The organism is Vibrio sp. HI00D65 (genome assembly GCF_001635455.1).
Taxonomy (GTDB): domain Bacteria; phylum Pseudomonadota; class Gammaproteobacteria; order Enterobacterales; family Vibrionaceae; genus Vibrio.
The window spans coordinates 1-207 of record NZ_LWEH01000449.1 but is presented as its reverse complement, the minus strand read 5'-3'; the positions used below and the strand labels follow the sequence as shown (position 1 = coordinate 207).

Here is a 207-nt window from a genome sequence, read left to right as displayed (position 1 = left end):
GAAGTGCGATACTCTCCAATATCAAGTAGCCAATGCCATTTCTTTAAATACAATCGCTTGTTGATTGAAGTCTAAACACTTTTTGGGTCGATAATTTATCTGTGATACCGAGAATTCAATATCACTGTCTGCTACCGTTGTTAAGTCGGTTCCTTTCTTAACATATTGCCTTAAAAGCCCGTTTGCATTCTCATTGGCTACACGCTC

General features: G+C 38.6%; 1 pseudogene. It reads right to left on the bottom strand.

From position 1 onward, the window contains the following. Positions 1–21 precede the first annotated feature (21 nt). Positions 22–207: pseudogene (locus tag A3712_RS21820) on the bottom strand (IS30 family transposase); the annotation flags it as partial.